General features: G+C 59.3%; 23 protein-coding genes, 3 tRNA genes and 1 pseudogene. 18 read left to right on the top strand and 9 right to left on the bottom strand.

All coding sequences use genetic code 11. From position 1 onward, the window contains the following. Positions 1-35 precede the first annotated feature (35 nt). The 7 genes from ACRESH_RS21115 to ACRESH_RS21085 all read left to right on the top strand — a co-directional run bounded on the left by ACRESH_RS21115 (position 36) and on the right by ACRESH_RS21085 (position 5675). The gene (locus ACRESH_RS21115) at positions 36-1061 is read left to right on the top strand and encodes an NAD(P)H-dependent glycerol-3-phosphate dehydrogenase (protein ID WP_431743793.1); all 1026 of its coding nucleotides are present in this window, start codon (positions 36-38) and stop codon (positions 1059-1061) included. Positions 1062-1076: 15 nt separating this feature from the next. After that, on the top strand, positions 1077-1424 hold the full coding sequence (locus ACRESH_RS21110; protein ID WP_431743792.1) for a DUF4389 domain-containing protein: 348 nt from the start codon (positions 1077-1079) through the stop codon (positions 1422-1424). Continuing rightward, on the top strand, positions 1421-1873 hold the full coding sequence (gene sixA, locus ACRESH_RS21105; protein ID WP_431743791.1) for a phosphohistidine phosphatase SixA: 453 nt from the start codon (positions 1421-1423) through the stop codon (positions 1871-1873). The genes ACRESH_RS21110 and sixA overlap by 4 nt, the downstream gene beginning before the upstream one ends. A gap of 178 nt (positions 1874-2051) precedes the next feature. Then, a complete protein-coding gene (locus ACRESH_RS21100; RefSeq protein WP_431743790.1) occupies positions 2052-2846 on the top strand; it encodes an alpha/beta fold hydrolase in 795 nt (264 codons plus the stop codon). Further along, positions 2843-3697, top strand: coding sequence for an alpha/beta hydrolase (locus tag ACRESH_RS21095; protein ID WP_431743789.1), 855 nt, complete (start codon positions 2843-2845; stop codon positions 3695-3697). The genes ACRESH_RS21100 and ACRESH_RS21095 overlap by 4 nt, the downstream gene beginning before the upstream one ends. Positions 3698-3812: 115 nt before the next feature. Beyond that, positions 3813-4610, top strand: coding sequence for a DUF4892 domain-containing protein (locus ACRESH_RS21090; RefSeq protein WP_431743788.1), 798 nt, complete (start codon positions 3813-3815; stop codon positions 4608-4610). A gap of 12 nt (positions 4611-4622) precedes the next feature. Then, positions 4623-5675 (top strand): AI-2E family transporter, encoded by a 1053-nt coding sequence (locus ACRESH_RS21085; protein WP_431743787.1) that lies wholly within the window; start codon positions 4623-4625, stop codon positions 5673-5675. 10 nt (positions 5676-5685) lie between these two features. Here the strand turns inward: ACRESH_RS21085 and ACRESH_RS21080 are convergent, their stop codons facing one another. The 8 genes and pseudogenes from ACRESH_RS21080 to folD form a co-directional block, all read right to left on the bottom strand. Continuing rightward, positions 5686-6180: an Lrp/AsnC family transcriptional regulator gene (locus ACRESH_RS21080; RefSeq protein ID WP_431743786.1), complete on the bottom strand. Its 495-nt coding sequence runs from the start codon at positions 6178-6180 to the stop codon at positions 5686-5688. A gap of 12 nt (positions 6181-6192) precedes the next feature. After that, positions 6193-7044 carry an ABC transporter ATP-binding protein gene (locus ACRESH_RS21075; RefSeq protein ID WP_431743785.1) on the bottom strand — a complete coding sequence of 284 codons (852 nt, stop codon included), beginning with the start codon at positions 7042-7044 and terminating at the stop codon, positions 6193-6195. Positions 7045-7047: 3 nt separating this feature from the next. Next, positions 7048-7761, bottom strand: coding sequence for an ABC transporter permease (locus tag ACRESH_RS21070; RefSeq protein WP_431743784.1), 714 nt, complete (start codon positions 7759-7761; stop codon positions 7048-7050). Further along, positions 7758-8484 (bottom strand): annotated as a pseudogene (locus ACRESH_RS21065) (ABC transporter permease). Before ACRESH_RS21065 ends, ACRESH_RS21070 begins: the two are co-directional and overlap by 4 nt. A 75-nt stretch (positions 8485-8559) precedes the next feature. After that, the gene (locus ACRESH_RS21060; RefSeq protein WP_431743783.1) at positions 8560-9339 is read right to left on the bottom strand and encodes an ABC transporter substrate-binding protein; all 780 of its coding nucleotides are present in this window, start codon (positions 9337-9339) and stop codon (positions 8560-8562) included. A 248-nt stretch (positions 9340-9587) separates the two neighbouring features. After that, positions 9588-10634, bottom strand: a complete 1047-nt coding sequence (locus ACRESH_RS21055) for an ornithine cyclodeaminase (RefSeq protein WP_431743782.1) — start codon at positions 10632-10634, stop codon at positions 9588-9590. A gap of 20 nt (positions 10635-10654) precedes the next feature. Next, positions 10655-11572, bottom strand: coding sequence for a citrulline utilization hydrolase CtlX (ctlX, locus tag ACRESH_RS21050; protein WP_431743781.1), 918 nt, complete (start codon positions 11570-11572; stop codon positions 10655-10657). A 296-nt stretch (positions 11573-11868) separates the two neighbouring features. After that, positions 11869-12723 carry a bifunctional methylenetetrahydrofolate dehydrogenase/methenyltetrahydrofolate cyclohydrolase FolD gene (gene folD, locus ACRESH_RS21045; protein WP_431743780.1) on the bottom strand — a complete coding sequence of 285 codons (855 nt, stop codon included), beginning with the start codon at positions 12721-12723 and terminating at the stop codon, positions 11869-11871. 285 nt (positions 12724-13008) lie between these two features. Between folD and ACRESH_RS21040 the strand changes: the two genes are divergently transcribed. The 4 genes from ACRESH_RS21040 to ACRESH_RS21025 all read left to right on the top strand — a co-directional run bounded on the left by ACRESH_RS21040 (position 13009) and on the right by ACRESH_RS21025 (position 15769). Continuing rightward, positions 13009-13085 (top strand) — tRNA-Arg (locus ACRESH_RS21040). Between the two features lie 41 nt (positions 13086-13126). Beyond that, positions 13127-13202 (top strand) — tRNA-His (locus ACRESH_RS21035). Between the two features lie 571 nt (positions 13203-13773). Next, positions 13774-15645, top strand: a complete 1872-nt coding sequence (locus ACRESH_RS21030; protein ID WP_431743779.1) for a reverse transcriptase domain-containing protein — start codon at positions 13774-13776, stop codon at positions 15643-15645. 40 nt (positions 15646-15685) lie between these two features. Further along, a tRNA-Leu gene (locus ACRESH_RS21025) sits at positions 15686-15769 on the top strand. A gap of 279 nt (positions 15770-16048) precedes the next feature. Here the strand turns inward: ACRESH_RS21025 and ACRESH_RS21020 are convergent. Further along, complete coding sequence (locus ACRESH_RS21020; RefSeq protein WP_431743778.1) at positions 16049-16363, bottom strand: hypothetical protein; 315 nt, start codon at positions 16361-16363, stop codon at positions 16049-16051. A 211-nt stretch (positions 16364-16574) separates the two neighbouring features. Here ACRESH_RS21020 and ACRESH_RS21015 point away from each other — a divergent pair, with 211 nt between their 5' ends. The 7 genes from ACRESH_RS21015 (at position 16575) to ACRESH_RS20985 (ending at position 25620) form a co-directional block, all read left to right on the top strand. Further along, positions 16575-16877, top strand: a complete 303-nt coding sequence (locus ACRESH_RS21015; protein ID WP_431743777.1) for a DUF6388 family protein — start codon at positions 16575-16577, stop codon at positions 16875-16877. Positions 16878-17151: 274 nt separating this feature from the next. After that, positions 17152-18462: a trigger factor gene (tig, locus tag ACRESH_RS21010; RefSeq protein ID WP_431743776.1), complete on the top strand. Its 1311-nt coding sequence runs from the start codon at positions 17152-17154 to the stop codon at positions 18460-18462. Between the two features lie 91 nt (positions 18463-18553). Next, on the top strand, positions 18554-19195 hold the full coding sequence (gene clpP, locus ACRESH_RS21005) for an ATP-dependent Clp endopeptidase proteolytic subunit ClpP (protein ID WP_431743775.1): 642 nt from the start codon (positions 18554-18556) through the stop codon (positions 19193-19195). A 106-nt stretch (positions 19196-19301) separates the two neighbouring features. Further along, positions 19302-20585 (top strand): ATP-dependent Clp protease ATP-binding subunit ClpX, encoded by a 1284-nt coding sequence (gene clpX, locus ACRESH_RS21000; RefSeq protein WP_431743774.1) that lies wholly within the window; start codon positions 19302-19304, stop codon positions 20583-20585. Positions 20586-20735: 150 nt separating this feature from the next. Then, the gene (gene lon, locus ACRESH_RS20995; RefSeq protein ID WP_431743773.1) at positions 20736-23132 is read left to right on the top strand and encodes an endopeptidase La; all 2397 of its coding nucleotides are present in this window, start codon (positions 20736-20738) and stop codon (positions 23130-23132) included. A gap of 148 nt (positions 23133-23280) precedes the next feature. Next, a complete protein-coding gene (locus ACRESH_RS20990; RefSeq protein ID WP_038613039.1) occupies positions 23281-23553 on the top strand; it encodes an HU family DNA-binding protein in 273 nt (90 codons plus the stop codon). A gap of 195 nt (positions 23554-23748) precedes the next feature. Continuing rightward, entirely contained in the window at positions 23749-25620 is a 1872-nt protein-coding gene (locus tag ACRESH_RS20985) for a SurA N-terminal domain-containing protein (RefSeq protein ID WP_431743772.1), read from the top strand. Positions 25621-25771 lie beyond the last annotated feature (151 nt).

Here is a 25771-nt window from a genome sequence, read left to right as displayed (position 1 = left end):
GAGTCGCCACTTTAATTGGTTTTAACGGATCGGATATGACTGAACAGCAGCCTGTTGCAGTTCTGGGAGGCGGGAGTTTTGGCACCGCCGTGGCGAATCTGCTGGCGGAAAACGGCATCGGCGTACGGCAATGGATGCGCGACCCCGAGCAGGCCGAGGCGATGCGCAACAACCGGGAAAACCCGCGTTACCTCAAAGGGGTGAAAATCCACCCGGGCGTTGAACCGGTCAATGACCTGCTGGCGACCCTCCAGGACTGCGAGCTGATTTTCGTCGCTCTGCCCTCCAGCGCCCTGCGCAGTGTGTTGGCGCCTCATGCGCAACTGCTGGGTGGCAAGATGCTGGTCAGCCTGACCAAGGGCATCGAGGCGCAAAGCTTCAAGTTGATGAGCCAGATCCTCGAAGAGATCGCCCCCCTGGCGCGCATCGGTGTGCTTTCGGGGCCGAACCTGGCCCGGGAAGTGGCTGAGCACGCGCTGACCGCCACTGTGGTTGCCAGCGAAGACGAAGCGCTCTGTCAGCGTGTGCAGGCAGTGCTGCACGGGCGTACCTTCCGCGTTTATGCCAGCAGCGACCGTTTCGGTGTCGAGCTGGGTGGGGCGCTGAAGAACGTCTACGCGATCATTGCCGGCATGGCGGTGGCCTTGGGGATGGGCGAGAACACCAAGAGCATGCTGATCACCCGAGCATTGGCGGAGATGACCCGTTTTGCCGTGAGCCAGGGCGCCAACCCGATGACTTTTCTCGGCCTGGCCGGAGTCGGCGACCTGATCGTTACCTGTTCCTCGCCCAAGAGCCGCAATTACCAGGTCGGTCACGCCCTGGGCCAAGGGTTGAGCCTGGAAGAGGCGGTCAGCCGCCTGGGCGAGGTGGCCGAAGGCGTCAATACCCTCAAGGTGCTCAAGGTCAAGGCCCAGGAAGTACAGGTCTACATGCCGCTGGTAGCGGGTTTGCATGCCATTCTTTTCGAAGGACGGACCTTGAACCAGGTGATCGAGCTGCTGATGCGCGCCGAGCCGAAAACCGATGTCGATTTCATCTCCACCAGCGGTTTCAACTGAGTACAGGAGCAAGACATGAGCGAATCCCCGAACCAGGCCCAACGCGAGTCGATCATCCTGCGCGTATTGTGGATGCTGGTATTCCTGGTGATCTGGCAACTGGCCGAATTGTTGCTTGGCGGCCTAGTGCTGGTGCAGCTGATCTACCGTTTGATCTACGGCGCGCCGAGTGCCAGTTTGATGAATTTCGGCGACAGCCTCAGCCAGTTCCTGGCCCAGATTGGTCGCTTTGGCAGTTTCCACAGCGACCAGAAACCCTGGCCGTTCGCCGACTGGCCAGCGCCTCGCACCCCGGAAGGTGAAACCGCCCATAGCGTACCGCCAGCGCCGCATCCGGTACGTGACGAGGAGCCCAAGCTGTGAAGCTCTGGGTGTTGCGTCATGGCGAAGCCGAACCTCGGGCCAATACCGATGCCGAGCGGCGGTTGACCGCCCATGGTCGCGAGCAGGTGCTGCGCAGTGCCGCAGCGCTGCTCGGTCAACCGTTGCAGGCGATTATCGCCAGCCCTTATGCGCGTGCCCAGCAAACCGCTGGGCTGGTGCACGGGGCGTTAGGGTTTGATAAACCGGTGCAGACAGTCACCTGGCTGACCCCGGGCACTGACCCTCAGGAGGTCATCGCCGAGCTGGACAAGCTGGGCCTGGAGCAGGTGCTGCTGGTCAGTCATCAGCCGCTGGTGAGTTGTCTGGTCGGAATGCTGGAACAAGGGCAGCGGCAGGGGCCGGCAATGTCTACAGCGAGCTTGGCCGAACTTGAAGGTGACTGGCCGCTGGCAGGGCTGATGACCTTGCGCGGGATTTTCCATCCCTGAAATTCTGGCGCCTCTGCGCAACGGGTCACTGATCGACCCGAGGTTACTTTCAGTTGTCGATTCCGGCCGGTTTTGGCGAGTAATGACCTGATTGCCCTCGGCGATGGCTTTTCCGGACATTGCCGGTTGCGAGCCGCTTGCCGACAATGGGTCATCACTCTCCTTCGGACAGGCGGCCATGTCGCAGCAGATCTTCTTCGCCCATGCCAACGGCTTTCCTTCGGCGACCTATGGCAAGCTCTTTGCCGCGCTTGCACCTGACTACCAGGTGTTTCACTTGCCGCAACATGCCCATGACCCGCGTTTTCCGGTCGATGACAACTGGCAGAATCTGGTCGATGAGCTGATTCATCACCTGCAACAACAGCCAGATCCGGTCTGGGGAGTGGGGCACTCACTTGGCGGTGTGTTGCACCTGCATGCGGCTCTGCGCTGTCCCCAGTACTACCGTGGCGTGGTCATGCTCGACTCGCCTGTGCTGACCAGGGTCGAGCAGTGGTTGATTCAGGCCGCCAAGCGCATGGGCTTCATCGACCGCATCACCCCGGCAGGACGTACCCTGGGACGTCGCGAGGCGTTCACCGACCGTGACAGTGCCCGGGCCTATTTCGCCGACAAATCCCTGTTCCGCGATTTCGATCCGGAGTGTCTCGACGCGTACCTGGAGCACGGCCTGCAAGCGAGCGATGAAGGCTTGCGCCTGAGCTTCGATCCGGCCACGGAAATCAGCATCTACCGCAGTCTGCCGCACACCCGGCCGGCGCCGGCCAAGCGCCTTGAGCTGCCGCTGGCCATGGTGCGTGGCAGCACCAGCCGGGTGGTCAGGCGCCATCATGCCCTGGCCGTACGCAGTCTGCCCCTGGGCGAGTACCACAGCCTGCCAGGTGGTCACATGTTCCCGCTGGAGCGGCCCGCGGATACCGCGAGCTTGATCAAGGGCTTGTTCGATCGCTGGCAGCAGGTGCCGGTATGAGCGCGGACATGGAAGAAATCCGTCTGAGCCTGGGACATATCGAGCTGGCCGCGCATCTGTTCGGCCCTGCCGACGGCTTGCCGGTGATTGCTTTGCACGGCTGGCTGGACAATGCCAACAGTTTCGTCCGGCTGGCGCCGAAGTTGCCGGGGCTGCGGATCCTGGCCCTGGACCTTGCCGGCCATGGTCACTCCGAACACCGACCGGCCGGCGCCGGGTATGCCCTGTGGGACTACGCCCATGATGTGCTGCGGGTCGCTGAGCAAATGGGCTGGGAGCGCTTTGCCCTACTGGGTCACTCGCTGGGGGCGATCATCTCCGTGGTGCTGGCCGGTTCGCTGCCTGAGCGAATCAGTCACCTGGCGCTGATCGACGGCGTGATCCCGCCCACCAGTGGCCCCCAGGATGCCGCCGAGCGCATGGGCATGGCGTTACAGGCGCAACTGCGCCTGGACAGTAAGCGCAAAGCCGTGCACCCAACCCTTGATCAAGCGGTCGAGGCGCGGATGAAGGGCTTGGTCGCGGTCAGCCGCGAAGCCGCCGAGCTGCTCGCCCAGCGCGGGCTGATGCCGGTACCGGGTGGCTACACCTGGCGCAGCGACAGCCGCCTGACCCTACCGTCAGCCACCCGTTTGAGCGAAGCCCAGGCGTTGAGTTTCGTCCAGCGCATTACCTGCCCGACCAAGCTGGTGGTCGCCGCCGAGGGCATGCTGGCCCGTCACACCGAGCTGCTTGAACAGCTACCCTTTACCCGCCAGTTGTTGCCCGGTGGCCATCACTTGCACGTGAATGACGAGATTGGCGCAACCCTTGTTGCAGACTGTTTCAATCACTTCTTTGGCATTTCTTGACTTGCGGCGGGCAACTGTCGAGGCTTGGCGGGTTGAACAGGGAGACAACCATGAACGAGCAAGACAACGCCACATCCTTTGACCACCTTGGCGCCCCATGCAGCGTGGCGCGCCTATGAATCTCAAGTATTGCATCCGGGCTGCGCTTGCCGGGCTGGGCATACTCGTCAGCGCGCCATCGCTGGCCGAAGGGCTGCCGATGCCGGTCGATGGCAAAGTAGTCGATGAGCGTCCGGCGCAGGTGCAGGAACGTGTCTACCCGTTGGGTGGCCTGCGCAAGATCAGCAACCAGTTGCGTATGGAAGGCAAGATCGAAAGCCGCGGCCAGGTCAGCTCCGTCACCTATGAGCTACCGCGCGAGCGCACTGCCAATGAGGCCTTCACTGCCGCGCGCGAAGCCTTGCAGAAGGACGGTGGCTACCCGTTGTTCTGGTGCCAGGCACGCGATTGCGGTGAAAACAGCCTGTGGGCCAATGAAGTGTTCAAGAACCGGCAGCTGTCTGGCTCGGACGAACAGCAGGCGTTCATTCTATTGCGCCGTTCCGCCGAGCAGAACAACACCTTGGTCGCGCTGTACAGCATTACTCGCGGCAACAAGCGTGCTTACCTGCATGTCGAGCAGTTTGCCGCCGAGGCGCCTCTGGGGGAACTGCTGCCAACGCCGGCCACGGTGCTGCGCGAACTGCTCGACACCGGCAAGCTCGACTACCCTGACCTGAAGGGTGAGCCGCCCCAGGACTGGGTAACCTTGATCGGACGTAGCTTGAATAACAACAGCACCTTGCGCGTGAGTCTCAGTGGCACCCAGGCCGCGGCCTGGCGTGAGCAACTGGTCAAGGCCGGGGTGCTTGCGGCCCGGCTTGAAGTGGGCGATGCCAAGACCAATGGTTTCCACGTCGAACTGATACGTTGATCGAGACGCATGATGCCCAACAATGATCGCCTGCTGGTACAAATTATCCTGCTGGCCCTGCTCGGGGCTGGCCTTTGGGTGATGGCCCCGTTTATGTCGGCGCTGCTCTGGGGGGCGATCCTGGCCTATGCCAGCTGGCCGCTGATGCGCCTGTTGACCCGTTTGCTGGGCGGTCGCGAAACCCTCGCCGCAGGCCTGTTGACTACCCTGTGGATACTGCTGGTGGCCTTGCCTCTGGTCTGGCTGGGCTTCAACCTGGCCGATCACATTCGCGATGCCACCGCGTTCGTGCGTGACGTCCAGGTCGACGGTCTACCGGATGCGCCGGGCTGGCTGGAGGGTGTACCGCTGGTAGGCGAACGACTGGTGCGCATGTGGAATACGCTCGATCAGCAGGGCGCCGCCCTGTTGAGCACGATCAAGCCCTATCTGGGCCAGGTCGGCAACTGGTTGCTGGCGCGCAGTGCGCAGATTGGCAGCGGAATGCTTGAGCTGACCCTGAGCCTGGTGTTCGTGTTCTTTTTCTACCGCGATGGTCCACGCCTGTCGGCGTTTGTCCTGCGCTTGCTGGATCGGCTGATCGGCGAGCGCGCCGAGTATTACCTGGGGCTGGTCGCTGGCACCGTGCAGCGGGTGGTCAATGGTGTGATCGGAACCGCGGCGGCTCAGGCAGTGCTGGCGTTGATCGGTTTCCTGATTGCAGGTGTGCCGGGGGCGCTGGTACTGGGTATCGTCACCTTCATGCTCAGCCTGATCCCCATGGGTCCGCCGCTGGTCTGGATTCCGGCCACGGCCTGGCTGGCCTGGCAGGGCGAGTACGGCATGGCGGTATTTCTCGGGATCTGGGGCACGTTCATCATCAGCGGCGTCGACAACGTGCTCAAGCCCTACCTGATCAGTCGGGGTGGCAACCTGCCGTTGGTGATTGTCTTGCTGGGGGTGTTTGGCGGCTTGCTGGCTTTCGGTTTCATTGGCCTGTTCATCGGCCCGACCCTGTTGGCCGTTGCCTATAGCCTGTTGCTGGATTGGTCACGCAGCGAGCCGGTGGCACCGCCGCGTACCTGATTTGCGTTGCTCAGAGTTGAAGGGCGGTGTTCTTGACCACCGCCAGCTCCGGGTGGGCCACCAGCTTGTCGATGTGCAGCTCGTCGTTGTCCATCCAGCTCTCGGTCAGCACCCGGTAGTGCTCCATGTCGCGGCAGCGCATGCGCAGGCTGTAGTCGAAATGGCCGCTGATCAACTGACAGTCGAACACCTGTGGGCAGGCGCGCACGCAGGCTTCGAACGCCTTTTGCGCCGCGCGCCCGCTTTGATTGGACAAGGCCACCAGCACCAGCAGTGACAGCCCTGGCGAGACCATCTGTACATTGATTATTGCGCCATAGCCGCGAATCACCCCGCGCCGTTCCAGCTTGCGTACCCGTTCCAGGCAAGGGCGCGGGGTGAGGTGCACCAGCGATGAGAGCTTTTCGTAGGTGATGCGCCCGTTATGGCGCAGCACGTCGATGATCGCTTCGTCGATCCGGTCCAGGGGCGGCGTGCTTTGTGGGCTGTTGACCTTGGTATCCATGCAGGTTCGGCTTCACTTCAAACGGTTGGAAAGAAATTGCTGCAGGCGCTCGCTCTGCGGCTGGTCAAGCATCTCGGCGCTTCCTTGTTCCTCGACCCGGCCCTGATGCAGAAACAGCACCTGGCTCGACACCTGACGGGCAAAGCCCATCTCGTGGGTGACCATGAGCATGGTACGACCTTCCTCGGCCAGCGTCTGTATGACTTTGAGCACTTCCCCCACCAGCTCCGGGTCCAGGGCCGAAGTCGGTTCGTCGAAGAGGATGATCTCCGGCTCCATGGCCAGGGCCCGGGCAATCGCCACCCGCTGCTGCTGGCCGCCGGAGAGGAACGCCGGGTACTGGCCGGCGGCGCGGGCTGGCAGGCCGACCTTGTCCAGGTACTTGCGCGCCCGGGCTTCGGCTTCCTGGCTGCTGACCCCGAGCACCCGCCGCGGCGCCATGCAGATGTTTTCCAGCACGGTCATGTGGCTCCACAGGTTGAAGTGCTGGAACACCATGGCCAGGCGCGTGCGCAGGTTCTGCAGTTGCGCTGGGTGCGGGGCGCGGCTGCCGGCCCGGCCCTGGCGCATCTCGATGCTCTGGTTGTCGAGGGTGATGACCCCGGCATCAGGCTGCTCGAGGAAGTTGATGCAGCGCAGCATGGTGCTCTTGCCCGAGCCGCTGGCGCCGATCAGGCTGATCACGTCGCCTTTGCGCGCCTGCAGCGAGACGCCTTTGAGCACCTGGTGCTCGCCGTAGCTTTTGTGCAGGTCCTGGACACTCAGTTTGACCGTGGCATCTGTGCCAACAGCGGCAATGCGTGGGCTCGGACGGCTGCTGTGCGGTTGCTCGGCGGTCGACAAGGCGTGTGCGGTAATAGTCATGAGTTAGCCTCGGGCAGGAACAAGAAAACCCATCCAGCGTCGCTCGGCCAGGCGAAACAGCCCGACCAGCGCGAAGGACAGCAACATGTACAGCAGGGCCGCGGTGCCGAAGGCCTGGAAGGTCAGGAAGGTGGCGGCGTTGGCATCGCGGGCGACCTTGAGGATGTCGGCGATGGTGGCGGTGAAGGCCAGCGAGGTGGCGTGCAGCATCAGGATCAGTTCGTTGCTGTAGGCCGGCAGCGAACGACGCAGGGCCGCCGGCAAGAGCACGAACAGGTTCAGTTTCCAGCCGTGCAGGCCATAGGCCTGGGCCGCTTCGATCTCGCCATGGGGAATGTTGCGAATGGCCCCGGCGAAAATTTCCACGGTGTAGGCGCAGGTGTTGAGCACGAACGCCAGCAGGGTGCAGTTCAGCGCGTTGCGAAAGAACTGGTCGAGCAGGGCGTGATCGCGCACCACCTCCAGGCCGTACAGGCCGGTGTAGCAGATCAGCAACTGGATGTAGAGCGGCGTGCCGCGAAACACGAAGGTGTAGAACTCCACTGGCCAGCGCAGCCACAGGCTGCGCGAGACCCGCGCCAAGGCCAGCGGCAACGACAGGAGAAAGCCCAGGACCATGTTTACCACGAACAGCCACAGGGTCATGGCCAGCCCGGACAGACCGGCGCCATCGCTGTAGAGGTAGGCCTGGCCGTATTGCTCAAGCAGTTCGATCATTGTGCCAGCCCCTTGATACCGGTGTTGTAGCGCCGCTCCAGGTGCTTGAACAAGCGGTTGGAGAGGGTGGTGATCAGCAGGTAGACAAGTCCGGCAATGATCAGGAAGTACAGGGTGTTGTTGGTGGTCTTGCCGGCGTTCTGCGCGGCCTTGACCAGGTCGGCCAGGCCGATGATCGATACCAGTGCGGTGGACTTGAGCAACACCAGCCAGTTGTTGCCCAGGCCCGGTAGGGCGAAGCGCATCAGTTGCGGGAACAGCACCAGGCGAAAGCGTTGCGCGCGGCTCAGGCCATAGGCCGTGGCCGCTTCCAACTGCCCGGCCGGAACGCTGAGAATCGCCCCGCGAAAGTTCTCGGTGAAATAAGCACCGTAGATGAAGCCCAGGGTGATGACCCCCGCGCTGAACGGATCGATCTCGAAGTAGTCCCAGCCGAGCAGTTCGGTCAGGTCGTTGAGCCACAGTTGCAGGGTGTAGAAGATCAGCAGGATCAGCACCAGGTCCGGCACGCTGCGAATCAGGGTGGTGTAGAGGGTCGCGGGCACACGTAGCAGTTTGTGCCGCGAGAGCTTGGCGCTGGCGCCGAACAGGCCCAGGGCCAGGCTCAGGGCCAGCGACAGCAGCGCCAGTTTCAGGGTCCATCCAGGTCCCTTGCAGCAACAGCGGGCCGAAGCCCTGCAAGCTCAGGGCCTGCCAGCCATGGGAGTGAAGGAAGTCGTTCACGGGAAAAATCTCGGTAGGACGCAGGGCAGGTTCAGCCGTGCTCAGCTGCGGGCCAGATGAGCACGGTGGCACGGCTTACTCGTTGTAGATATCCAGGTCGCCGACGTACTTCTTCTGGATCGCGGCGAAGGTGCCATCGGCGTGCACCGCGGCGATGCCTTTGTCGAGCAGGGCCTTGAGCTCGCTGTCGTTCTTGCGCAGGCCCATGGCGATGTCCAGAGGCAGGGTCGGGTCCTTGATCGTCGGGCCGCTCTTGAAGTCGGCGCCTTCGGGCTTGGTGAGGAAGTTCAACTGGGCTTCGAGCTTGTCGGTGAGGATGGCGTCGAGGCGGCCGTTGAGCAGGTCGGCATAGTTCTGGTCCTGGGCCTGGTAGGCCTTGACCTGGGTCCCCAGCGGCGCCAGTTTGGCGCGGGCGTAGGCTTCCTGCAGCGAGCCTTGCAGCACGCCGACCTGCTTGCCCTTGAGCGATTCGGGGGTATCGCCGAAGTCGGCGGACTTGCGCACGATCACCGAGGTGGGGCTCAAGAACAGCCGCGAGGTGAAGTCGATCTGTTTCAGGCGCGCCGGGGTCACCGCCATGGATGACATGATCGCATCGAACTTGCGCGCCCGCAGGGCCGGGATCATGCCGTCGAATTCGTTGTGCACCCAGGTGCACTTGACCTGCAGCTTGGCGCAGATGGCATTGCCCAGCTCGATGTCGAAGCCTTGCAGGCTGCCATCGGCGGCAACGGATTCAAAAGGAGGGTATTCGGGGTAGACGCCGAAACGGATCTCGGTCCATTCCTTGGCCTGCACCGTACTTGCGCACAGTGGCAGGAGCAGCACGCTGAGGAGCTTTCGCAGCGAAGTCATATGAGTATCCCTGAGTTTTATAGTTGATGTAGGGCAGTGGTGCGCTTCTGGTCTTTTAGTGACTCTCTGGTCGGGCCCAGAATGCGCGATGACGACGTTTTTTTTGTGTCGTTTCAGCCGGCGTCGGCTGCCGGATTTTGCTGTTAACGCGTGCATGGCAGCTGAATCGGCTGCAGTACCTCCTGTTTAGGCTTTGATCGCAGCGGTTTCCGGGCTGCCATGCCGTAGCACGGCAGAATCGGTCGGGTTCAGGCGCGTTTTTTCTGCAGGTTTTCAACTGGCGCACGGAGCAGGGCGAACAGGTCTTTCGGGTCCTTGAGCTCGGGCACCAGGGCGATCTCGCTGCCGATGTCCAGGGCCTTGGCCACATCCAGCACGTAGCGTAGGGCCGAGTAGTCCTCCAGGGCGAAACCGACCGAGTCGAACAGGGTCACTTGCTCGGCATTCTCACGACCGGCCACCTGGCCATTGACCACTTGCCAGAACTCGGTGGCCGGCGAGTCGGCGGGCATCTGCTGGATCTCGCCTTCGATGCGGCTTTGCGGCTCGTATTCGACGATCACCCGCGCGTGCTCGACGATCTCGCGGTGCAGCTCGGTCTTGCCCGGGCAGTCGCCGCCGACGGCATTGAGGTGCATGCCTGGCTCGATCATCTCCGGGCTGAGGATGGTGGCGTAGGTCTTGTCGGCGGTTACCGTGGTGACGATGTCGGCGCCGCGCACCGCTTCGGCGACGGAGCCGGCGATGGTCACTTTCAGCGCTGGGAAGGCGCTGAGGTTGGCCACCAGTTTGGCGCTGGCCGTGGGGTCCAGGTCGTACAGGCGGATGTCCTCGATGCCCAGCAAGGCATGGAAGGCCAGGGCCTGGAATTCGCTTTGCGAGCCGTTGCCGATCAGCGCCATGCTGCGGCTGTCCTGGCGCGCCAGGTAGCGGGCGGCCAGGGCCGAAGTGGCGGCGGTGCGGATGGCGGTGGTCAGGGTCATTTCGCTGAGCAGCACCGGCGTGCCGGTATCGACGTCGCCGAGGGCGCCGAAGGCCATCACCGTGAGCATGCCACGCTGGGTGTTCTTCGGGTGGCCGTTGACGTACTTGAAGGCATACAGGTTGGCGTCGGACACCGGCATCAGCTCGATCACGCCATCGGGCGAGTGGTTGGCCAGGCGTGCGCATTTCTCGAAGTCGTGCCAGCGCAGGTAGTCCTCGCGGATGTACTCGGCCATTTCGCTGATGCAGGTGCTCAGGCCTTTGCGCGCAACCAGGCGGCTGAGATCGGTAACGTCGATATAGCGGGTCATGATGAACTCCTTTGTTGTAATCAGTGACGGACGGGCAAGTGGACTTCGGCGAGCATGCAGCGGGCGCTGCCGCCGCCGATGCGCTCGATATGGTCGATGTTCACCACCACCGGGTGGCTGTGCGCCTCCACCTGCCGGCGTTGTTCGGGCTTGAGCGAGCGCCAGGCGCTACGCGACATCACCTGCAGCGGCTGGCCTTGCTTGTCGTGGACTTCGAGCATGTTGCCGGCAAAGCCTTCGAGCTGGTCGAAGTCCAAGGCCAGGATGTCCTTGCCGGTGTCGCGCAGGGAGTGCTCCAGGGCGCGGCGCTCGTCGGCCTCGGGCAGTGCCTGCAGGCACACCAGCGAGAGCCCGCGGCCGACGCTCATCATCACGTTGCTGTGATAGATCGGCGCCTGCTGGCGGTCGACGGCGTGGAACAGACACAGGCGATAGTCGAGCTGTTCGGCGAACAGGCGCAGGGCCTGGGTGTGAGTGCGCCCGGAGTGGCAGGCGTAGCTGATCCGGTGCTCGCGATCGAGGACCATGCTGCCGGTTCCTTCCAGATACATACTCTGTTGTTCCAGGGGGCTCAAATCGATGGTCTGACGGATGGCAAAGCGCTCTTCGAGGACCTTGAGCACGCCCTTGCTGCGTTCCAGGCGGCGGTTCCGGCCTTCCATCGGGTAGAGCACCAGGCTGCCGTCGGCGTGGCTGCTCCACCAGTTGTTGGGGAAGATCGAATCGGGGGTGTGTGGCGCCGGGGTGTCCTGCACCACCAGTACGTCGACACCGTGCTGGCGCAGGGTGTCGACGTAGCCATCGAACTCTTCCAGCGCTTTCTGTTGTGCCTGCTCCGGGTCGAGCAAGGCTTGCTGGAAACGGTTGTTCAGGGCGGTGTCCGGGTTGAAGGCGAACCGCGCCGGGCGGATCATCAAGACGGTATTTGTTGTTTGCATCGAGGCACGCATCCGGGGTTGGCGGTGTGCTTATTGTCGATGCACTGAGCGATAAATCCCGGCTGAAGCGCGCCGGGCGCCCAGCCGGTAAAGCTGAAACAGGGAGGTTGTCAGCGGATTCTGCTGTCGCCATCCAGGATTGCTGTTTCAACTACTGCACGGCGCTCGCCAGACCTTGGGCGTGCAGGCGTTTGTACAGGGAGGGCTACGATTGCCAAACTCAGGAAGAGTGAAAACGAAAAAAGCCGCGTAATGCGGCTTTTTCCTGGTATCGCTGGGCGTTGAGATCACACCCCTTATTTATGCAGCGCTTCAGCTGCATACAAGGTGTTCTCCAGCAGGCAGGCGCGGGTCATCGGCCCGACGCCGCCCGGAACCGGAGTGATCCAGCCCGCGCGGGGCAGGGCGGTCTCGTAGACCACATCGCCGACCAGCTTGCCATCTTCCTGACGGTTGATACCGACGTCGATGACAATCGCGCCTTCCTTGATCCACTCACCCTTGACCAGGCCCGGCTTGCCGGCGGCAACCACTACCAGGTCGGCGCGGCCGACGTGGCCGGCCAGGTCCTTGGTGAAGCGGTGAGTAACGGTAACGGTGCAGCCGGCCAGCAGCAGCTCCATTGCCATTGGCCGGCCGACGATGTTCGAGGCACCGACGACCACAGCGTTCATGCCATACAGGTTCTGACCGGTGCTTTCCAGCAAGGTCATGATGCCTTTCGGCGTGCACGGACGCAGCAGTGGAATACGCTGGGCCAGGCGGCCGACGTTATAAGGGTGGAAACCATCGACATCCTTGTCCGGGCGAATGCGCTCGAGCAGCAGCGACGCATCCAGATGGGCCGGCAGTGGCAACTGCAGCAGGATACCGTCGATGTTCGCATCATCATTGAGGCGATCGATCAGGTCGGTCAGGGTCTGCTGGGTGGTCTCGCTGGGCAGGTCGAACGCCTGGGAGATAAAGCCGACCTCTTCACAATCCTTGCGCTTGTGCGAGACATAGACTTGAGAAGCGGGGTCGGTGCCGACCAGGATCACCGCCAGGCCTGGAGTACGCAGGCCTTGCTGGCGACGCTCCACGACACGTTGGGCGATCTGCTGGCGCAGGTTGGCGGCGATCGCCTTGCCGTCGATAAGGTGTGCAGTCATGACGCGTGATTAACCATCGAGAGGGAATAAAAAGAGCGCGCATTCTCGCATGAAGGGGGCCGAGGGCAAAGGCGCTTGGTCCGGCTATTCCCCTAAGCCCTTAAATAAAATGAATTTTTTTCAAAAAAGAGTTGACGGCCTAGCCACTCGCCTATAACATTCGTCGCACTTGTCGGGCAGAGCCTAGCACTGGTTAGCAAGGTCAGGCAGAATGAGCGGATTTGGTGGCTTGTTCGGTACGGCTAAAAGTTAATTTGTAATCGTAACAGAAAGCAGATTAAATATGCGCCCGTAGCTCAGCTGGATAGAGCATCCGCCTTCTAAGCGGATGGTCGCAGGTTCGAGTCCTGCCGGGTGCGCCAATAGGCAGCTTAGGCACAAGTAAAGCGGTAAATGCAATATGGTGGGCGTAGCTCAGTTGGTAGAGCACAGGATTGTGACTCCTGTTGTCGTGGGTTCGATCCCCATCGTCCACCCCATATTCCAAAAGGCGCCCGATGAAAATCTGGCGCCTTTGCTTTAAAAGCTTCACGCGGACGTGGTGAAATTGGTAGACACACTGGATTTAGGTGTGCGCCGATGTGGCGTTCGTGACGTTGGATGCATTGGCATCTGGCCCTGGAAGAAAGGGTCTAAAGCAGCGACTTACCGGAGATCGAAAGGTCATAAGGGAACACAGCATGTCGTTAAAGCCGTGGTGAGGGGATGGCTTGTCCCCGAGAAGTCACGGCAAGCTAGGATATGAATGGTGAAAGCTATACTGCCTGAACTCTAGTTCTTAGCGAGGCCTTCCGTGCCTAATGGATATCAAGCCTGAAATCCATTCGATCAGAAATCTGATAGTAGAACCTAAGCTAACAGATTCTTCCTTCTGCGCGCAGCCCCAGTGAGGGGATTCAAGGAACGAACAGAGCACCTAAACATATACCGCGTCTCGCTCGTAACTTCGGGATGGTCTAAGTCGGGAAACCGATATGATCACGGAGTCTCCATAGTACGGACAGTCTTTCGAGACTTGATGGAAGGGAGGCAGGTTATACCGTCGAACTTATGGAATGGGTGGGCCGGATGGTCTCTACAGCTTATGACAGACTCGACAAACTTCGGCAACTGAATACCCAGCATGATTGGGTCAATCGCGACCTTTATCGCCTGCTATTCAAGCTGGAACTCCATATTCTCGCCTACGAGAAGATCAAGTCCGCACCTGGCAATATGACTAGGGGCTCGGATGGTCGCAATATTGACGGAACCTCCGTCAAGCACATCACTGACACTATCAAAGCGTTGATGGACGAAAGTTATCAACCGGAGCCTGCTGTCCGTGTGTACATCCCTAAGAAAAACGGGAAGATGCGTCCGCTCGGTATACCCTCAGTCAAAGATAAAATTGTCCAGGAAAGTGTGCGACTTATCCTTGAGTGTATCTATGACTCCCCCAAGAAACCGCTGTTCTGCGAAAGCAGTCACGGTTTCCGGGAGGCCAAAAGCACCCACTCTGCGTTGCAAGAAATTGCCCAGCAATGGAACGGTACTAAATGGTTCATCGAGGGGGACATAAAAAGCTTCTTTGATGAGATTTGCCATGATCGCCTCATTTCGCTGCTGAAAAGAAAGATCTCGGACGACAGATTCCTCAACCTCGTACGGAAATTTCTTAACGCTGGGTATCTGGAGAGCGGCACGCTAAAGGCTTCCAGCAAGGGAACCCCGCAAGGGGGAATTATCAGTCCCATGCTGGCCAACATCTATCTACATGAATTCGATGTTTGGGCTACCGATATTTGCAAGAGCCTTACAAAGGGGGAGAAGCGCAAGCCTAACCCGGAATATCGCAGCATAGTCAGGAAGCGAAGCTACCTTCTGAATAAGTGTGGTGGCAACCCAGTTGGAAAGGACTTGGCTCGATTCGAGGAGCTGGGTGCCCAGTTGCTAACGACGCCTGCATCAGGCCAATATGACCCCGACTTTGTTAGGGTTCGGTATGTCAGGTACGCAGACGACTGGATGATCGGGATCACGGGTAGCAAAGAACTGGCGATTGATGTACGGGAAAAGGCTGGAGAATTCCTGCTGAGCGAGCTGAAGCTGGAACTTAGTGTTGAGAAAACAAAGATCACGCACTGCTCAGGCAGGGCGAAGTTCCTTGGGTTCCTGATAGGAAGTGCCACCTACAAGGATATTCTACGGAGAAAGATCCAGGGCGACCGCGAGCACTCGCACGCACGTCGTACCGCCAACTCCAAAATTCGTCTGTGGATTGACCGCGAAGAGATGCTCCGCACACTGAGAAGCGAAAGGTTCATCAAAACTAAAAGCGGTCAAGATTTTGCAATCTCGAAAAGGAGTTACGTGCACCTCGACCCGGATGAGGTGGTACTTCGGTACAATGCCATTAAACGAGGGTGGAGGAACTACTACCGACCGGCCATGAATATCCGAGTTCTCGGGTATATCGACTACCTGATGAGGTTCTCGCTCGCGAAAACCTTGGCGCATAAATACCGTACTTCCATGAAGCAACAATTCAGGATGCGGGGGCGCAGTCTCAGGGTTATGCGGGACGTCAATGGAAAGGTTCGCACTACCCAATATTGGGAGTGTGACTACGCCAAGGACACCAATGGTTTCATGGTTAATCCAAGAGACCCCGACTCGCTGATCAAGAGATATCATCGTAGCGTCAAGTCAAAGCTGGGGATGAACTGCTGTGTCTGTGGCTCAAACGAGGGCATACAAATGCATCACCTTCGTCACCTGCGCAAGGGCGGAAAAGTGGTAGTTAGGGGATTCAATCGCATCATGGCTGACGTCAACAGGAAGCAGATTCCTGTATGTCACGACTGCCATATCCAGATTCACGCAGGAAATTATGATGGTAAGTCACTGAAAGACTTGCATTATAATCCCGCACTGGTATGATGCGCGCACTCAACGTTAGCGATGTATTGCTGCCGTTGATGCGGAAGTGGTGAAATGGCAGACACACGGGTTTTAGGTACCCGCGCCGCAAGGTGTGTGGGTTCGAGTCCCACCTTCCGCACCAGTTTGTCTGCCGTGTGCGCCACCTCAGTCGAAGTGTATGACTGGAGAGCCGTATGCGGTGAAAGTCGCACGTACGGTTCGGAGGAAACTTGCTGTAGCCTCACCCCCGGCAACGGGAAAGGCATGGCCTGTGATCCTACTCCAGCGGCGCAAGCTGTAAGAGTTCGAGTCTCTTCGTCCGCACCATCCAAGCTTTCACCGCCCTTCGCTGAAGTGCATGAAAGCCTCGAAAGAGCCGCCTTGTGCGGCTTTTTTCGTTTCTAGGCTTTCATCTCCTGTTTCAGGTCGCCATGGCCTGCCATTCGTGCCTTGCCAGGAAATACAGCCCCATCGCCGCTGAGGGGGTGCTCATTGCAATCACTGACAGGGCGTTGAGTATTGCCATGGTCCATGCGAAGACCACTAGCTTGTGCGAGTTCTGCTGCCTGGCAAGGTGGGCCCCGTAGGCGCTACCTAGCACGGCAGCGATCGCTGCGATCGGGCTCATGAGTAAAGGCAGTTTCACGAACGAAATGAGCAGCGGGATGACCAGCACAAGTCCTACCACCTGGTGCATCGGGCGTTTTTGCGGGTCATGGGTGTTGTTCAATAGCATGGCACTTTCCAGTTTGCCTCAAGGGTCCGAGTTTTCCATGTTGCATTATTCGTTGCATCCCTTGGTAGACGGCTCTTTATTACGCCCGTGCGTCTGGCGCTCGTTTGTTTGACCGGCGCCAGATGCTGCGCACTGGTGACAAGTGCTCAAAAGCTGATAGATTTCAGCCGGTTGAGGCCGTGGCCAACGGCAAGGTAGTGAGGACAGCCACATGATTTCAAAAGAACGTCAGGCCAGCGCGTTGCAGCGTTTCGCCGAAGACAATCCGCAGCTACTCGAAGAAATTGCCGGGCTCAGTGCCCATGAGCAGCATCAGCAGATCGAGTGGGCGTTCGAGGACGCCGCAGAGGAGCAGGGGCTTGAACCCTGGGAGCTGACTCTGCAACTGATCGCAGGCTCCGAAGCGGAGCTCCAGGCCATGCGCCTTGAAGTGCACCGGCAAGTGGCCGAGACGCTGGGCATGGAATGGGAAGAGTATTGCAGTTTCAACGAGATCGACGATGCGGCGCCTTGAGGGCCGGCCCTCGGTCTTGTAGTGTTTTGACAAGTATTTCTGGCTGCTTGAAGCCGGGCTCGCCATTTTGATCGAAGGCGGCGTCCAGGCCCTGGGCAGCGGGTCTTGAGCACCTCTGGGCAAGGTTTTTTCCGGGGGCTGTAAATGAAATGGATCGGCGTACTTTCCCGTCGTCTTGAACGGGGTGACTTCTGGCCTTTGAGCCACTAGAATGCTTGCCCTTGATTCTGGAGTCGGGTATCGCCGGCTAACGTCTGTGCAACGAGGAATATCCATGCAAGTTTCTGTTGAAAATACTTCTGCTCTCGAGCGTCGCATGACCATCGCCGTTCCGGCAGAGCGCGTCGAGACCGAAGTCAACAAGCGTCTGCAACAGACTGCCCGTCGCGCCAAGGTTCCAGGCTTCCGTCCTGGCAAAGTGCCGATGAGCGTGATCCGTCAGCGTTATGAAGATGCTGCCCGTCAGGAAGCCTTCGGCGACCTGGTCCAGGCTTCCTTCTACGAAGCCGTGGTCGAGCAGAAGCTGAACCCGGCTGGCGCCCCTGCCGTCGAGCCAAAATCGTTCGAAAAAGGCAAGGACCTGGAATACGTCGCCATTTTCGAAGTGTTCCCTGAGTTCACCGTTGCCGGTTTCGACTCGATCGCCGTCGAGCGCCTGAGCGCCGAAGTGGCTGATGCCGACTTGGACAACATGCTGGAAGTACTGCGCAAGCAGAACGTTCGTTTCGAAGCCGCTGATCGCGCTGCCCAGAACGAAGACCAGCTGAACATCGATTTCGTCGGCAAGGTCGACGGTGAAGTCTTCGCCGGTGGTTCGGCCAAAGGCACCCAGTTGGTGCTGGGTTCCGGCCGCATGATCCCAGGCTTCGAAGAAGGTCTGGTAGGCGCCAAGGCGGGTGAAGAGCGCGTTCTGAACCTGACCTTCCCTGAGGACTACCAGAACCTGGACCTGGCTGGCAAAGCCGCCGAGTTCACCGTTACCGTCAACAGCGTTTCCGAGCCTAAGCTGCCAGAGCTGAACGAAGAATTCTTCGCCCAGTTCGGCATCAAAGAAGCGACCCTGGAAGGTTTCCGCACCGAAGTTCGCAAGAACATGGAGCGTGAACTGCGTCAGGCCATCAAGACCAAGGTCAAGAACCAGGTAATGGACGGCCTGCTGGCTGCCAACCCGATCGAAGTGCCAAAGGCCCTGCTGGAAAACGAAGTGAATCGCCTGCGCGTTCAAGCCGTTCAGCAATTCGGTGGCAACATCAAGCCTGAGCAACTGCCGGCTGAGCTGTTCGAAGAGCAAGCCAAGCGCCGCGTCGTGCTGGGTCTGATCGTTGCTGAAGTGGTCAAGCAGAATGACCTGAAGCCGGACGAAGCCCGCGTTCGTGAAATGATCCAGGAAATGGCCTCGGCCTACCAGGAGCCTGAGCAGGTCGTAGCGTGGTACTACAAGAACGACCAGCAGCTGAACGAAGTTCGTTCGGTTGTGCTGGAAGAACAAGTTGTGGATACTGTTCTGCAGAAAGCGACTGTGACCGACAAATCGGTCTCGTACGAAGAAGCGATCAAGCCAGTGCAGGCTCCTGCCGCTGACTGATTTTCTTCTCTCGTAGGAAAACACCACAAGCCAGCCTTCGAGCTGGCTTGTGCGTATTCAAGACATGACTATTTGGGAGTGAGTGCAGGACATGTCCCGCAATTCTTATTATCAGCAGAGCTCTGACATCCAGGCCGCAGGCGGCCTGGTCCCGATGGTTATCGAGCAATCCGCTCGTGGCGAACGTGCCTATGACATCTACTCGCGCCTATTGAAGGAGCGGGTGATCTTCCTGGTCGGCCCGGTAGAGGACTACATGGCCAACCTGATCGCGGCGCAATTGCTGTTCCTTGAAGCGGAAAACCCGGACAAGGATATCCATCTCTACATCAACTCGCCGGGCGGTTCGGTGACAGCGGGTATGTCGATCTACGACACCATGCAGTTCATCAAGCCGGACGTCTCCACCACCTGTATCGGCCAGGCGTGCTCCATGGGCGCCTTCCTGCTCGCCGCCGGTGCCCACGGCAAGCGTCACTGCCTGCCGAACTCGCGGGTGATGATTCACCAGCCACTGGGTGGTTTCCAGGGCCAGGCAACGGATATCGAGATCCACGCCAAGGAAATCCTCTCCATCAAGTCGCGCTTGAACGAGTTGCTGGCTTACCACACCGGTCAGGAGCTGGAAACCATCAAGCGTGACACCGAGCGCGACAACTTCATGAGTGCGCAACGTGCCGCCGAGTACGGTCTGATCGACTCGGTACATGACAAGCGGCAAATGGCTGTCTGATAAGGCGCTAAAGCAGGTGGTTGGGCTTTCCCGCCACCTGTGGGCTTGAAAAAGCCCGCAATTGCCTTCATCTTGTGTTGCAAGCCTACCGGATTGGATCGATCGAATGACTGACACCCGTAACGGCGAGGACAACGGCAAATTGCTCTATTGCTCCTTCTGCGGCAAAAGCCAGCATGAAGTGCGCAAGTTGATTGCCGGCCCCTCGGTATTTATCTGCGACGAGTGCGTCGACCTGTGCAATGACATCATCCGCGAGGAGGTGCAGGAAGCCCAGGCCGAAAGCAGCGCGCATAAACTGCCTTCGCCGAAAGAAATCAGCACCATCCTGGACCAGTATGTCATTGGTCAGGAGCGTGCGAAAAAGGTACTGGCGGTAGCGGTGTACAACCACTACAAGCGCCTGAACCAACGCGACAAGAAGAACGACGACGTCGAGCTCGGCAAGAGTAACATCCTGCTGATCGGTCCGACGGGCTCGGGTAAAACCCTGCTCGCCGAAACCCTCGCACGTCTGTTGAATGTACCGTTCACTATCGCCGACGCCACCACCCTGACCGAAGCCGGTTATGTCGGTGAAGACGTCGAGAACATTATTCAGAAACTGCTGCAGAAGTGCGACTACGACGTGGAAAAGGCCCAGATGGGCATTGTCTACATCGACGAAATCGACAAGATCTCGCGCAAGTCGGACAACCCGTCCATCACTCGTGATGTCTCGGGCGAGGGCGTGCAGCAGGCGTTGCTCAAGCTGATCGAAGGCACGGTTGCCTCGGTACCACCGCAAGGTGGCCGCAAGCACCCGCAGCAGGAATTCCTGCAGGTCGATACGCGTAACATCCTGTTTATCTGCGGCGGTGCGTTCTCGGGCCTGGAAAAGGTCATCCAGAGCCGTTCCACCCGCGGCGGCATCGGCTTCGGTGCCGAAGTGCGCAGCAAGCAGGAAGGCAAGAAGGTCGGTGAATCGCTGCGTGAGGTCGAGCCTGACGATCTGGTCAAGTTCGGTCTGATCCCGGAATTCGTCGGCCGCCTGCCGGTGCTGGCGACCCTCGACGAGCTCGACGAAGCTGCCTTGATGCAGATTCTCACCGAGCCGAAGAACGCCCTCACCAAGCAATACGCCAAGCTGTTCGAGATGGAAGGCGTGGACCTGGAGTTCCGCAGCGATGCGCTCAAGTCCGTGGCCCGCAAGGCCTTGGAGCGCAAGACTGGTGCCCGTGGCCTGCGTTCGATCCTCGAAGGCATCTTGCTTGACACCATGTACGAGATTCCTTCGCAGAAGGATGTCAGCAAGGTGGTGATCGACGAGAGCGTCATCGATGGCTCTTCGCAGCCGCTGTTGATCTACGAGAGCAGCGAGCCGCAAGCCAAAGCTGCACCCGACATCTGAGTCGCCAAACGGCTCGAGTCTGCAAGGGGCCTTCGGGCCCCTTTGCTTTTCCTGTCGTAGAGCTTGTTTTTTTGCGGGGCTGCCCCCACATTAAACCCATGCTCAAATTCCACCGGTTTCCGGCCACAAGGCCGCTGTAGAGGCGAAATCATGAAGACCACCCTCGACTTGCCTCTTTTGCCATTGCGCGATGTCGTCGTCTATCCGCACATGGTTATCCCACTGTTCGTGGGACGCGAGAAGTCCATCGAAGCCCTCGAGGCCGCAATGACGGGCGAGAAGCAGATTCTCCTGCTGGCCCAGAAGAACCCCGCTGATGATGATCCAGGTGAAGACGCCCTGTATCGCGTCGGTACCATTGCCACTGTCCTGCAACTGCTGAAACTGCCCGATGGCACCGTCAAGGTGCTGGTCGAGGGTGAGCAGCGCGGTGCTGTCGAGCGTTTCAACGAAGTCGATGGCCATATTCGCGCCGAAGTTTCGTTGATCGACGAGTCGCAGACCGCCGAGCGCGAGGCTGAAGTCTTCGTTCGTAGCTTGTTGTCACAATTTGAACAATACGTGCAGTTGGGCAAGAAAGTCCCGGCTGAAGTCCTGTCGTCGCTCAATAGCATCGACGAGCCAGGGCGCCTGGTCGATACCATGGCCGCGCACATGGCCCTGAAGATCGAACAAAAGCAGGAAATCCTCGAGATCCTCGACCTGACAACCCGTGTTGAGCATGTCATGGCGCTGCTGGATGCTGAAATCGACCTGTTGCAGGTCGAGAAGCGCATCCGCGGTCGGGTCAAGAAACAAATGGAACGCAGCCAGCGCGAGTACTACCTGAATGAGCAGATGAAGGCCATTCAGAAGGAGCTGGGCGACAGCGAAGAAGGTCACAACGAAGTCGAAGAGTTGAAAAAACGCCTCGACGCCGCTGGCCTGCCAAAAGATGCCTACGCCAAGGCCCAGGCCGAGCTGAACAAGCTCAAGCAGATGTCGCCGATGTCCGCTGAAGCCACCGTGGTACGCTCCTACCTGGACTGGCTGGTGCAAGTGCCGTGGAAGGCCCAGAGCAAGGTGCGCCTGGACCTGGCCAAGGCTGAAGAGATCCTTGACGCCGACCATTACGGCCTGGAAGAGGTCAAGGAGCGCATCCTTGAGTACCTCGCGGTGCAGAAACGGGTCAAAAAGATCCGTGGCCCGGTGCTGTGCCTGGTCGGTCCTCCAGGGGTGGGCAAGACCTCCCTGGCCGAGTCGATTGCCAGCGCCACCAACCGCAAGTTCGTACGCATGGCCTTGGGCGGCGTGCGTGACGAAGCCGAGATTCGCGGTCACCGGCGTACCTACATCGGTTCGATGCCGGGTCGCCTGATTCAGAAAATGACCAAGGTGGGGGTACGCAACCCGCTGTTCCTGCTCGACGAAATCGACAAGATGGGCAGCGACATGCGTGGCGACCCGGCCTCGGCGCTGCTTGAGGTGCTCGATCCCGAGCAGAACCACAACTTCAACGATCACTATCTGGAGGTCGATTACGATCTTTCCGATGTGATGTTCCTCTGCACTTCCAACTCGATGAATATCCCGCCAGCGTTGCTGGACCGGATGGAAGTCATCCGTCTGCCGGGCTACACCGAAGATGAGAAGATCAACATCGCAGTGAAGTACCTGACGCCCAAGCAGATCAAGGCTAACGGTCTGAAGAAAGGCGAGCTGGAAGTAGACGTCACGGCGATTCGCGACATCATCCGCTACTACACCCGCGAAGCCGGTGTGCGGGGACTGGAGCGCCAGATCGCGAAGATCTGCCGCAAGGTGGTCAAGGAGCACGCGGGCCTCAAGCAGGTGGCCGTCAAGGTCACTGGCGAGCAATTGGAGCACTATCTTGGGGTGCGCAAGTTCCGTTATGGTCTGGCCGAGCAGCAGGATCAGGTGGGGCAGGTCACTGGCCTTGCCTGGACCCAGGTTGGTGGTGAGTTGCTGACCATTGAAGCCGCTGTGATTCCGGGCAAGGGCCAACTGATCAAGACCGGCTCTCTGGGCGATGTCATGGTCGAGTCGATCACCGCTGCCCAGACTGTTGTCCGTAGTCGGGCGAGAAGCCTGGGCATCCCGGCCGACTTCCACGAGAAGCGTGATACCCACATCCATATGCCTGAAGGGGCAACGCCCAAAGATGGTCCGAGTGCCGGTATCGGCATGTGCACTGCCCTGGTATCGGCTCTGACGCAGATCCCGGTACGTGCCGATGTGGCCATGACCGGTGAAATTACCCTGCGCGGACAGGTGTTGGCCATCGGTGGTTTGAAAGAGAAACTGCTGGCGGCGCATCGCGGTGGGATCAAGACGGTGATCATTCCTGAAGAGAATGTGCGGGATTTGAAAGAAATTCCTGAGAATATTAAGCAGGATCTTCAGATTAAACCGGTCAAATGGATTGACGAAGTCCTCCAAATTGCGCTGCAATACGCCCCGGAGCCCTTGCCAGATGTGGCTCCCGAGATTGTCGCCAAGGATGAAAAGCGCGACAGCGATTCCAAGGAAAGAATTAGCACGCATTAGTACGTATTTGGCTGGGGGGCTTTCTTGACAGTATTTTCAGGCCCTTGTTATAAAGCGGCGGTTAAGCGTCTATAGGCCACCCAGCGCTCGTTTAGCTTTTCATTACATACTTAGAAACAAACTCAATAGAGATATAAGGGGACTTAGAGTGAACAAGTCGGAACTGATTGACGCTATCGCCGCATCTGCTGACATCCCGAAAGCTGTAGCTGGCCGCGCGCTGGACGCAGTAATCGAATCCGTCACTGGCGCCCTGAAGGCAGGTGACTCTGTGGTACTGGTAGGTTTCGGTACCTTCTCCGTCACCGATCGCCCAGCTCGCACCGGCCGCAACCCGCAAACCGGCAAGACTCTGGAAATCCCTGCTGCCAAGAAGCCAGGCTTCAAGGCTGGCAAGGCACTGAAAGAAGCCGTCAACTAAGACCTTCCTTCAGGCTTACGCCTAACCAGGCCGGGCTCATGCCTGGCTTGGTTGCTGAACATCGGCAAACGCTGAAAAGCACCTGATGTTTGGCCGGTTACGAGAAGGCGCATCTTCGGATGCGCCTTTCTTCTATCAGGAATCTACCCACGCTCCACGGTTGTTTCATTCAGTACAGCCGTTTCTGGGGGACGCATGCTGCAGAATATCAGGGACAATTCACAAGGTTGGATTGCCAAGACCATCATCGGTGTCATCGTAGCCTTGATGGCACTGACCGGCTTCGATGCCATCTTCCAGGCCACCACCACCAGCCAGGACGCTGCCAAGGTCAATGGTGAAACCATCAGCCAGAACGAGCTGAGCCAGGCCGTTGACATGCAACGTCGACAGCTGATGCAACAGCTGGGCAAGGATTTCGACCCGTCGCTGCTCAACGAGAACATGCTGCGTGAAGCGGCACTCAAAGGGCTGATCGACCGCAAGCTGTTGCTTCAGGGGGCCGAAGACGCCAAGTTCGCTTTCTCCGAGGCCGCCGTCGATCAGGTGATCTTGCAGACACCTGAATTCCAGGTTGATGGCAAATTCAGCGCCGAGCGTTTCGATCAGGTGATTCGCCAGATGGGCTACGGCCGTCTGCAATTTCGCGAAATGCTGGCCCAGGAAATGCTCATCGGGCAACTGCGCGCAGGCCTCGCCGGCAGTGGTTTTGTCACCGATGACCAGGTCAATGCCTTTGCTCGACTGGAAAAGCAGACCCGCGATTTCGCTTCGTTGACCTTCAAGGCCGATCCGGCTGCGGTAAAGGTCACCGACGAGCAGATCAAGGTGCACTACGATGAGCACGCCAAAGAGTTCATGAGCCCGGATCAGGTCGTTATTGACTACATCGAGCTGAAGAAGTCAGCGTTCTTCGATCAGGTCACTGTTAACGAAGACGAGCTCAAGGCGCTGTACGAGAAGGAAATCGCCAACCTGGCCGAGCAGCGTCATGCCGCGCACATCCTCATCGAAGTCAACGACAAGATGAACGAGGCCCAGGCTAAGGCAAAGATCGAAGAGATCCAGCAGCGACTGGCCAAGGGTGAAGACTTTGCCGCACTGGCCAAGGAATTCTCCCAGGACCCGGGTTCGGCCAACAGCGGTGGTGACCTCGGTTATGCCGGGCAGGGCGTCTACGACCCGGCCTTTGAAGAGGCGCTGTATGCGCTGAACAAGGACCAGGTCTCGGCGCCGGTGCGCACCGAGTACGGTTTTCACTTGATCAAGTTGCTGGGCGTACAGGCGCCTGAGGTGCCGAGTTTCGCCAGCCTGAAGGACAAGCTGACCCGCGAACTCAAGACCCAGCAGGTCGAACAGCGCTTTGTCGAAGTGACCAAGCAGTTGGAAGACTCTGCCTTCGAAGCTTCCGACCTGGCCCAGCCAGCCCAGGACCTGGGTCTGAAGGTTCACACCTCGGCGGCCTTTGGTCGTGAAGGCGGTGAGGGTATCACTGCCAACCGTGCCGTGATCCAGTCCGCCTACAGCACTGAAGTGCTGGAAGAGGGTGCCAACAGCGCCGCCATTGAGCTGGATCCGGAGACCATCGTGGTCCTGCGCGTCAAAGAACACCGCAAGCCTGAGCAACTCGGTCTGGACGTGGTTTCTGACAGCATCCGCAAGCACCTGGCCAAAGAACAGGCGACTGCCGTCCTGAAAGCCAAGGCTGACAAGCTGATCGCGGGTCTGCGTGACGGCAGCATGCCGCTGGCCACTACTCAGGAAGGCCAGCGTTGGAAGGTTCAGGAAGCGGTCTCGCGCAGCCAGGAAGACATCGATCCAGTCGAGCTGCAGGCAGTGTTCCGCATGAGCAAGCCAGAGGGCAAGGATAAGCCGGTCTACGGCAGCGTAGCGCTCAACGATGGTAGCCTGGTTGTATTGCGCCTGAATGGCGTCAACGAAGGCGCTGCGGCCACCGATGAAGAGAAATCGGCTTACCGCCGCTTCCTCGCTTCGCGTGCTGGCCAGCAGGACTTTGCGGCTTACCGCAAGCAGTTGGAAGCCAAGGCGGACATCACTCGCTACTGAGTGATCGTCACTAGAAACAGAGAAGGCCGCTTATCAGACTGTGTGAAAACCTAGCAATCTGCCCGGCCCTTTAAGAGAATGCTCCGTATCGAAGGATACGGAGCATTTTTCGTTATGGCCTACATACAAGGAGAGTCCCGCAGCCAGACCA

Origin of the sequence: Pseudomonas sp. (genome assembly GCF_050739775.1) — a bacterium.
In the GTDB taxonomy this organism is placed as follows: Bacteria; Pseudomonadota; Gammaproteobacteria; order Pseudomonadales; family Pseudomonadaceae; genus Aquipseudomonas.
This window is presented reverse-complemented; position numbering and strand designations above follow the sequence as displayed.

Bases quoted from the DNA above. Each gene is read 5' to 3' on its own strand.
- ACRESH_RS21115 (WP_431743793.1), top strand. From the start codon at position 36: ATGACTGAACAGCAGCCTGTTGCAGTTCTGGGAGGCGGGAGTTTTGGC.
- ACRESH_RS21110 (WP_431743792.1), top strand. From the start codon at position 1,077: ATGAGCGAATCCCCGAACCAGGCCCAACGCGAGTCGATCATCCTGCGC.
- ACRESH_RS21100 (WP_431743790.1), top strand. From the start codon at position 2,052: ATGTCGCAGCAGATCTTCTTCGCCCATGCCAACGGCTTTCCTTCGGCG.
- ACRESH_RS21095 (WP_431743789.1), top strand. From the start codon at position 2,843: ATGAGCGCGGACATGGAAGAAATCCGTCTGAGCCTGGGACATATCGAG.
- ACRESH_RS21090 (WP_431743788.1), top strand. From the start codon at position 3,813: ATGAATCTCAAGTATTGCATCCGGGCTGCGCTTGCCGGGCTGGGCATA.
- ACRESH_RS21085 (WP_431743787.1), top strand. From the start codon at position 4,623: ATGCCCAACAATGATCGCCTGCTGGTACAAATTATCCTGCTGGCCCTG.
- ACRESH_RS21080 (WP_431743786.1), bottom strand. From the start codon at position 6,180: ATGGATACCAAGGTCAACAGCCCACAAAGCACGCCGCCCCTGGACCGG.
- ACRESH_RS21075 (WP_431743785.1), bottom strand. From the start codon at position 7,044: ATGACTATTACCGCACACGCCTTGTCGACCGCCGAGCAACCGCACAGC.
- ACRESH_RS21070 (WP_431743784.1), bottom strand. From the start codon at position 7,761: ATGATCGAACTGCTTGAGCAATACGGCCAGGCCTACCTCTACAGCGAT.
- ACRESH_RS21060 (WP_431743783.1), bottom strand. From the start codon at position 9,339: ATGACTTCGCTGCGAAAGCTCCTCAGCGTGCTGCTCCTGCCACTGTGC.
- ACRESH_RS21055 (WP_431743782.1), bottom strand. From the start codon at position 10,634: ATGACCCGCTATATCGACGTTACCGATCTCAGCCGCCTGGTTGCGCGC.
- ctlX (WP_431743781.1), bottom strand. From the start codon at position 11,572: ATGCAAACAACAAATACCGTCTTGATGATCCGCCCGGCGCGGTTCGCC.
- folD (WP_431743780.1), bottom strand. From the start codon at position 12,723: ATGACTGCACACCTTATCGACGGCAAGGCGATCGCCGCCAACCTGCGC.
- ACRESH_RS21030 (WP_431743779.1), top strand. From the start codon at position 13,774: ATGGAATGGGTGGGCCGGATGGTCTCTACAGCTTATGACAGACTCGAC.
- ACRESH_RS21020 (WP_431743778.1), bottom strand. From the start codon at position 16,363: ATGCTATTGAACAACACCCATGACCCGCAAAAACGCCCGATGCACCAG.
- ACRESH_RS21015 (WP_431743777.1), top strand. From the start codon at position 16,575: ATGATTTCAAAAGAACGTCAGGCCAGCGCGTTGCAGCGTTTCGCCGAA.
- tig (WP_431743776.1), top strand. From the start codon at position 17,152: ATGCAAGTTTCTGTTGAAAATACTTCTGCTCTCGAGCGTCGCATGACC.
- clpP (WP_431743775.1), top strand. From the start codon at position 18,554: ATGTCCCGCAATTCTTATTATCAGCAGAGCTCTGACATCCAGGCCGCA.
- clpX (WP_431743774.1), top strand. From the start codon at position 19,302: ATGACTGACACCCGTAACGGCGAGGACAACGGCAAATTGCTCTATTGC.
- lon (WP_431743773.1), top strand. From the start codon at position 20,736: ATGAAGACCACCCTCGACTTGCCTCTTTTGCCATTGCGCGATGTCGTC.
- ACRESH_RS20985 (WP_431743772.1), top strand. From the start codon at position 23,749: ATGCTGCAGAATATCAGGGACAATTCACAAGGTTGGATTGCCAAGACC.